Here is a 7,674-nt window from a genome sequence, read left to right as displayed (position 1 = left end):
CGTAGCTCGTAGCTCGTAGCTCGTAGCTCGTAGCTCGTAGCTCGTAGCTCGTAGCTCGTAGCTCGTAGCTCGTAGCTCGTAGCTCGTAGCTGATATGCTGATATGCTGCCCCCATCGACTGCGTTTAAGATTCAGACCATGAAACAACTCCTTATTGTTGCCCATGCCCCCTCCCCTAACACGCTCAAACTGCGCGAGGCGGCCGCCCGCGGAGCCGGGCATGAGGATATCGAAAACGTGGCCGTGACGGTGAAGGCACCGCTGGAGGCGGGGCCGGAGGATGTGATGGCCTGTGATGCCATCCTGCTCGGGACCACGGAAAATCTGGGCTACATGAGCGGCGCCCTGAAAGACTTTTTTGATCGCAGCTATTACCCGGTTCTGGAAGAAAAACAGGGGCTCCCCTGTGCCCTCTACATCCGTGCCGGCCATGACGGCACCGGTACCCGGCGCGCGGTGGAAACCGTCGTCACCGGCCTGCGCTGGAACTGGGTACAGGATCCACTGGTACTGCGCGGGGACTGGCAGGATGCCTTTGAAAAGCAGGTTGAAGAGTTGGGGATGTATCTGGCAGCGGGGCTGGATGCAGGGGTGTTGTAGCTCCGAGCCACTAGCTTCGAGCGACGAGGCGCGGGGACTCGCCTCTCAGAGGGCTGCCCCCCACCCCGCGCCTTGTAGCTTGAGGCTTGCAGCTTGAAGCTAGTAGCTCGCAGCTGGTCTAGCCTTTGCTCTTGCTCAGCATGGCCGCGATCACTGCCTTGGCTTCGTCGCCCTGCAGCATCTCGCCGAACAGGGCCAGGTCTTCCTTCACCACATCATGCAACGGCTTGTTGATGGATTCGCGCATCAACCGCTTGCTTTCGCGCAGGGCACGGGGCGGCTTTTTCGCCAGAGTGACGGCCCAGTTACGCGCGGTGGCTTCCAGCTCTTCGCGCTTGACCACCTTGGCAATCAGGCCTGCCTCATAGGCTTCCTGGGCCAGCATGGGCTCACCCATGAGCAGCATGCGCGCGGCACGCTGGTAGCCGATCCAGGCAGGAATCAACTTGGCGGAACCGGCTTCCGGCACGGCCCCCAGATCCACAAACGGGGTGATGAACTTGGCGTCCTCTGAGGCGACGACCATGTCCATGTGCAGCAGCATGGTGGTACCGACGCCCACAGCGTTGCCCTGTACTGCAGCCACCACCACCTTGGGGAAATCATGGATGGCCTGGATGAAGTTGGCTGCCTCCGGCTCCTGACCCGGCTTGGCATTCAGGAAATCCATCAGGTCGTTACCGGCACTGAAGGACTTACCTTCGCCGCTGAACATCACCACACGAATATCATCGCTGTCTTGCGCCGCCTGCAACAGCTTGACCAGATCCCGGTACATGGCGCCGGTAAGGGCATTCAACTTGTCAGGACGATTCAGGGTGATTTCCATCACCGATTCGGTGTTCTTGACCAAAATCAGGCCACTTTCCAGTGTCGGCATACTCACGACAGCTCTCCCGTAATGTAGTTGTGAGGCAAGGCTAGCGGCCCGCTCTCGCGCTGCCAAGAGTTAAAATTGATTGACCCGGCGGTCAGCTCGAATTAAAACAGCGCACCTAATCTGAGATTGCGCCCGTGAAGCTGATCACCTTTGATCCTTTTCGCACCCTGGGGACACCCGGCGTCCGCTACATCAAGCCTGAGCACATGAACCAGCACCGTGAGGAGCTGGCGCAAGCAGACTGGCTGTTGTTTCCCGCCTACTGGCAAATCAACAGCCTGCATTACGTGCTCAAGAAGCGCATCTTCCCGAGCCTCAGCAGCTACCACCTTGGCCATGACAAGGTGGAGATGACCCGAGCCCTGCAAACTGCCTGTCCCGAGCACGTACCCGATACGCTGATCACGTCAGCCGACCAGTACGGCATCAGCCAGATTCTGGATTGCTGGACCTTTCCGTTCGTGGCCAAGTCAGTGAAATCCAGCCAGGGCATGGGGGTATTCCTGATCGAGAATCGCCAGCAGCTGATCGACTACGCCGAACGGGAGAGCGTGCTCTATGTGCAGAAGCTGCTGCCCATTGTGCGCGATCTGCGCATCGTGGTGGTGGGGCATGAAATCGTGGCCAGCTATTGGCGCGAAGGATCCGGCTTTCTCAATAATGTGAGTCAGGGCGGCCGGGTGCGCACCGACTTGCCGGTGCCGGAAGCAGCCCTGTCCCTGGTGTCCGGCCTGTCCCGCTATCTGGACATCAACCACGCCGGCTTTGACGTGGCCATGGTCGGGGATCATCCCTACATTCTGGAATTCAACCGGTTGTTCGGTAACACCGGGGTTCCGGAGCTGCCCAAGGCCATCGCCGCCGCCATGAACCGCTACCTGCTTGGCCCGGAGCCGCCCTCATCGTCGGATACCAGCGTTTCTGCCTGAGTACGCAACAGGGCCTGATAGCGGTGGGCCAACTGCTCCACCGGCTGCAGGCGCACCTTGTGGTCCCCGGCCACCGCAACCTGGGCGCGGTCCGGCTGGTACAGCGCCTTCACATCCAACTCGGTAGTGGACAGCTGCGCTTCCGGTACCTGCAGGCGGCCGGGCACACCCGCCAGGCACAGTGACCAGGACTCGTCGGCGCCCTTATCGGTGGTCATCAGCGCCTTGAACTCCAGCGGCACCTTGCCTTGCTGTTTGCGCAGTGGCGCCTGCAGGCGGACCACCCGCAGGAACAGCAACCCGGCGCATAACGCGGCAAAGGCAGCCTGGGAAACAGGTAACTGGCAGAACACCACCGCTGCCTGACGGCCAATGGGCTGACTCACCTGACCGCCATAAATGGCCACCGCCCGGTTCAGCATGCGCTGATAATCCGCCAGCACCTCGTCCACGGCCTGCTCGGTATAACGCTGCCGAATGGCATCAAAATTGACGATACTCAGACGCAACTGGGCCTGGACACGCTCCGGATCCACAGGGGTTTCTGCAAGCTCAGCCGATACCCGGGGGGCCGCCTGAACCACATCTTCCGGCACAGGCTCCGGCGGCACCGTTGAGGGAATCTCGGGCTGTGCGGCCGCAGGCGGCGGCATCAGGCGTTCGCGCACCAGGGTGAATGCCAGCCGCAGCAACAACACGCACAGCACCGCGAGCACAAATCCGGCCTCGATATTCTGGCGCGGCGCCTGGCTATTGTTGCCCAGCAACGTCAGTGAGCCGGCCAGCTCACCATCCGGCAGCGCCACTGGTACCGAGACAACCAGATCCGCATCCCCCACCCCGGTGAGCCCCACCTGCACTTCTGCAGGATTCAGGAAGCGCACCCCCGCAACGGGAGCCAGCGCCACCGTTTCGCGACCAATCAGGTTGATGCTGATGGAATCTTCGCTGGCCAGCGCCTCCGCCGCACGCCGGGCTGTTTGCTCAGCCAGTGCCTTAAGCTGAACCTCGCGCTCCTGCTCCAGGCTGACGGAGTAGTGTTCCAGAAAATAGATCCCCACCACCAGCATGGCCAGCAGCATCAGAATCAATTCACGCAACAGGGTTTGCTGACGACCAATCCATGGTCGCCATTGTTCCCACAGGGACATAGGGGTTATCCATCCGGTTTTCTCTGGCCCGGAGTATACCGTGAGTTGGCCGGGATGCCTTGACTATAAAGACACGCCAGACACCAAGGATGAAACCCATACTGCCACCTGGCAGGCATATAGTCCGCAGGAGCTTGCCTGCAGGCGATCCGAGCGACAGCGAGGTTAGAGGGACGAGTTACGAGTACCGCGTTTCGAAGATCAAAACACTCCTGGCGCTTACGGTTTTCAGGTTTTCGAAACTCGGTACTCGAAACTCGCTTCTGGAATCCTTACCTCGTCAAGGCCCGGATCGCCTGCAGGCAGGCTCCTACGGGGGACAAAGCCTGTGGCTTTTCTGCGTCATGCATCCGGCGCCTGACGTCCAGCGTTCTTCACCTGACCAATATCTGCTACTCTTACGCGGTTTTTACGGGAAGCCCCATGCTTCCCTTCGCTTGAATTTTGCTCCTGGAGCCCCTGCGTGCGCGAGATCATCCTGATTCAGGTTTCCGGCAATGACCGTCCCGGCCTGACTGCCGCTTTCACCCGGATTCTGGCCCGTTACCGGCTGAATATTCTTGATATCGGTCAGGCCGTGATCCACGACACCCTGTCGCTGGGCATTCTGGTGGAAACCCCGCAGGACGCCGACTCCTCTGCAGTACTCAAGGATGTGTTGTTTGAAGCGCACAAGCTCAATATCAATGTGCGCTTCCGCCCCATCGATGAAGACCGCTATGAAGATTGGGTCGCCGGCCAGGGCAAGGACCGTCATATCATTACCTTGCTGGCCCGCAAGATTACCGCCCATCAGCTGGCGGATGTGACCGCCACCGTGGCCGACAACGGACTCAATATTGACAGCATCACTCGCCTGTCCGGCCGGGTACATCTGGAAGGCGAGTCATCGGGCAATGACAACCGGGCCTGTATCGAAATTTCCGTGCGCGGTGAGCCCCGTGACGCGGAGGCCATGCGTGCCGCCTTCCTGGCCATCGCCAATGAACAGAACATGGATATCGCCTTCCAGCGCGACAGCGCCTTCCGTCGCAATCGTCGTCTGGTGGTGTTCGATATGGACTCCACCCTGATCCGATCCGAAGTGATCGACGAGCTGGCGGTGGAAGCCGGTGTGGGTGATCAGGTGGCGGAAATCACCGAACGCGCCATGCGCGGCGAACTGGATTTCAATGAGAGTTTTTCCGCCCGGGTGGCCTTGCTCAAAGGGCTGGATGAAGGGGCGCTGGAGCGTGTCCGTGAGCGGATTCAGCTCACCGAGGGTGCCCAGCGCCTGATCAGTACCCTGCGCGCACTGGGCTACCGCACTGCCATCCTGTCTGGCGGTTTCACCTGGTTTGGCCGCTGGCTACAGGATCTGCTCGGCATCGACTACGTCCACGCCAACGAGCTGGAAATTGAAGATGGCAAGGTCACAGGCCGGGTGGTGGGCCAGATCGTCAACGGCCAGCGCAAGGCAGACCTGCTCAAGGAAATCGCGGCACAGGAAGGCATCAGCCTGGAACAGACCATTGCCGTGGGCGACGGCGCCAACGACCTGCCCATGCTCGGTGAAGCCGGTCTCGGCATCGCCTTCCGCGCCAAACCCCTGGTCAAACAAAACGCCGAACAAGCCATCTCGACACTGGGCCTGGACGGCATCCTGTATCTGATCGGGGTAAGGGACAAGGATCAGGCGGAACTGCTTAAGAGCAATTAATAGTTAATAACTAGCGGTTTTGTCTTTCATATTTTGAAATGCAAGAGGCCGCGCCCAGCGATGGGCGCGGCCTCTTTGCTTTCGGATCAATTCGACGTTAGATCGCGCAACTATTCATTATTCATTATTCATTATTAACTATTAATTGCCCTTTTACGCTGTTTCGGCAATCTGCAGCACATCCATGGGCGGCTGCAGGTAATAGCCTTGCAGGTAGTTCACTCCGCCCAGGGTCCAAAGGGCCTGCATCTGTGCTGCGGATTCCACGAAGCCGATCACGGTGCTACGCCCCCCTTTGCTCACTTCCTTGATCATTTCGGCGAGACGATTCCGGCCTTCCGGTTTGGCCAACTCCTGGGTGAAGGAGCCTTCGAATTTCACCATGTTAGCCGGGATATGCTGGAACAGCTTGAACGGATCCAGCCCGCCACCAAAGCGACTGATGGAGACCTTGCAGCCCACGGCCTGAACTTTCTGGGCGAACAGTGCCGCCTGCTTGAGGTACGAGGTGGCGTCGGCTTCAGTGAACTGGAAGATCACGTTGCGACCTTCCATCTTGGCCGCCTTCATGGCCTTGAGCATCCAGTCCGCGAGACCGGCATCGGCCAGCGAACTGCCATTGATATTGAACAGCATCTTCACCGGTTGCCCCAGTGCCGCAGCAGCTCGCATGCCATTGAGCACCACCCAGCGGTCGATCTTGCCGCCCAAGCCTTCTTCTGCGGCAACCGGAATAAAGTCCTTGGCATCCAGCACATCCCCTTCTTTCTGGGGCAGGCTGACAAAGACCTCGAAAAGATGATCACTTTCATCTTCAAGATTCATCAGCGGCTGATAGTGAAGCTGGAAGCTGCCCTGATCCAGTGCCTGACGCAGCTGCATGGCAATCGCTTCCGTCGATCCGGCAGCAACATCATCCATGGGGTCGTGAATCTTGATGCTGTTACCCCTGCCATCGTTGGCGCGCTGTGCCTGGTTACAGCACTTGAGCGCCGTGGTCAGGGAGTCCTGACTGTTACGTGCATCCTCACGAATGAACGCGCCCCCCACACTGGCAGTGACCTGAAGGGTTCGGGCAGACACTTCCGGCATAAGACCTTCGATACCCTTGCGCAGGGTTTCCGCCAGCACTCCTGCTGCTTCCGTATCTTCCACCGGCAGCAACAAGGCAAAATCCTCACCGTCAACGCGTGCCAGCGACGCATCGCCTGCCTGGCTGCTGAGCCACTCAGCAACCAGGCGCAAAATTTCATCGGCACCATCAATACCCAGCGTGGACTGGTGTTGCTCAAAATCATCGAGACGGAGATAGAGCACGGCAGACAAACGGCTTTCCCGCGCTGCCGCTGCCACGGCATCATCCAGCTGATCCATAAACCATTTGCGACTGAACAGGCCTGTAGCCTGATCTTTCTCGCTGATTTCCCGGATACGCTCTTCAATTTCGCTCTGATCCACACCGGCGGCGCGAATCACAATCTGGGTACAGGCTTCGCCGTCGTAGGTACTGGGGGAGAAGGTAAAGGTGGCATCAAACTCGCTGCCATCGGTATTCACGCCCTTGCAATCCAGCTCCTGGGTCTGGTTCTCATCCTGGGCGCGGCTACGCAGTAAATTCTTCAACTTGTCGTGGTCAGCCGCGGACACCATGTCCATGATCGGCACTCCGGCCAGATCGTCGGCGTCCTCGTAGCCAAACATCTCCACATAGTTATCATTGGCGTGGATATGCATGCCATCAAGCACATAGGCGATGGCATCGCGACTCTGATCCATCAGCAGTGACAGACGTTTTTCGGCGTCATGGCGAACAATTTCGGAGTGTTGGAGTTCCTTGCGCAAGCGCAGGAACTCGGTGAGCCGATCCACCATCATGGCAATCAGCTCGCTGTCTTCATTGGGGGCTACCGCACGGGCCCCCAGCTTCATACCTTCTTTTACCGTAGCAGTAGAAAAATCGTCTGCCAGCAAAATCACGGGAATGGCTTTACCCAGCCGATTCAGGTGGGCCACGGCGCTTTCAAAGGTGCCATCACCAAAATTGGGGCGGCACAGCATCAGTTCCCAGGAGCCACTTTTCAGGGCCCGTAGCAGGTCGTCTTCTCCCAGTGCCAGTTGAGCCCGTGTTGCCCGGCCAGCATTGCGCAGTGCATTCATTAGCTGTTCGGCCTCATCCTGAGAGTCATGGGCGATCAGCAAACGCAAGTTGTCCAGGGCATAGCTCATTGATTCACTACTCACAATTCGATCATGGTTACCATTGTGCCTGACAGCCCTGTCATGACAATAACAGGGGATCTGCCCCGGCCAGCCCTGTTGGGCACCATGGGCAGGTTCCATCCTGTAGAGAGAGTTGCCGGATCCAGTGGCAAACCGTATTTATCGTTTTTATGCTCCGCCGGGGCGGTGCCAGGC

Annotated in this window: 6 protein-coding genes; 3 read left to right on the top strand and 3 right to left on the bottom strand. The window is 58.8% G+C overall.

Going from position 1 to position 7,674, the window contains the following annotated elements:
• Positions 1 to 138 precede the first annotated feature (138 nt).
• Positions 139 to 600, top strand: coding sequence for a flavodoxin family protein (locus GQF00_RS15090; protein WP_161320000.1), 462 nt, complete (start codon positions 139 to 141; stop codon positions 598 to 600).
• A 118-nt stretch (positions 601 to 718) separates the two neighbouring features.
• On the opposite strand, the gene GQF00_RS15085 is transcribed toward GQF00_RS15090, so the two are convergent.
• On the bottom strand, positions 719 to 1,480 hold the full coding sequence (locus tag GQF00_RS15085; RefSeq protein ID WP_161320005.1) for an enoyl-CoA hydratase: 762 nt from the start codon (positions 1,478 to 1,480) through the stop codon (positions 719 to 721).
• A 134-nt stretch (positions 1,481 to 1,614) separates the two neighbouring features.
• On the opposite strand from GQF00_RS15085, the gene GQF00_RS15080 reads away from it, so the two are divergent.
• On the top strand, positions 1,615 to 2,409 hold the full coding sequence (locus GQF00_RS15080) for a hypothetical protein (protein ID WP_161319999.1): 795 nt from the start codon (positions 1,615 to 1,617) through the stop codon (positions 2,407 to 2,409).
• Here GQF00_RS15080 and GQF00_RS15075 read toward each other — a convergent pair.
• Positions 2,355 to 3,560, bottom strand: a complete 1,206-nt coding sequence (locus GQF00_RS15075) for a hypothetical protein (RefSeq protein ID WP_202560557.1) — start codon at positions 3,558 to 3,560, stop codon at positions 2,355 to 2,357. The genes GQF00_RS15080 and GQF00_RS15075 overlap by 55 nt on opposite strands.
• A 463-nt stretch (positions 3,561 to 4,023) precedes the next feature.
• On the opposite strand from GQF00_RS15075, the gene serB reads away from it, so the two are divergent.
• Entirely contained in the window at positions 4,024 to 5,259 is a 1,236-nt protein-coding gene (gene serB, locus GQF00_RS15070; RefSeq protein WP_161319998.1) for a phosphoserine phosphatase SerB, read from the top strand.
• A 153-nt stretch (positions 5,260 to 5,412) separates the two neighbouring features.
• Here serB and GQF00_RS15065 read toward each other — a convergent pair whose 3' ends face one another.
• A complete protein-coding gene (locus tag GQF00_RS15065) occupies positions 5,413 to 7,500 on the bottom strand; it encodes an EAL domain-containing protein (RefSeq protein ID WP_370519514.1) in 2,088 nt (695 codons plus the stop codon).
• Between the last annotated feature and the right edge of the window lie 174 nt (positions 7,501 to 7,674).

It is taken from the genome of Alcanivorax sp. DP30 (assembly GCF_009882945.1).
Classification (GTDB): Bacteria; Pseudomonadota; Gammaproteobacteria; order Pseudomonadales; family Alcanivoracaceae; genus Alcanivorax.
The sequence above is the reverse complement of the archived record's forward strand: the minus strand, read 5'-3'. Positions and strand labels throughout refer to the sequence as shown.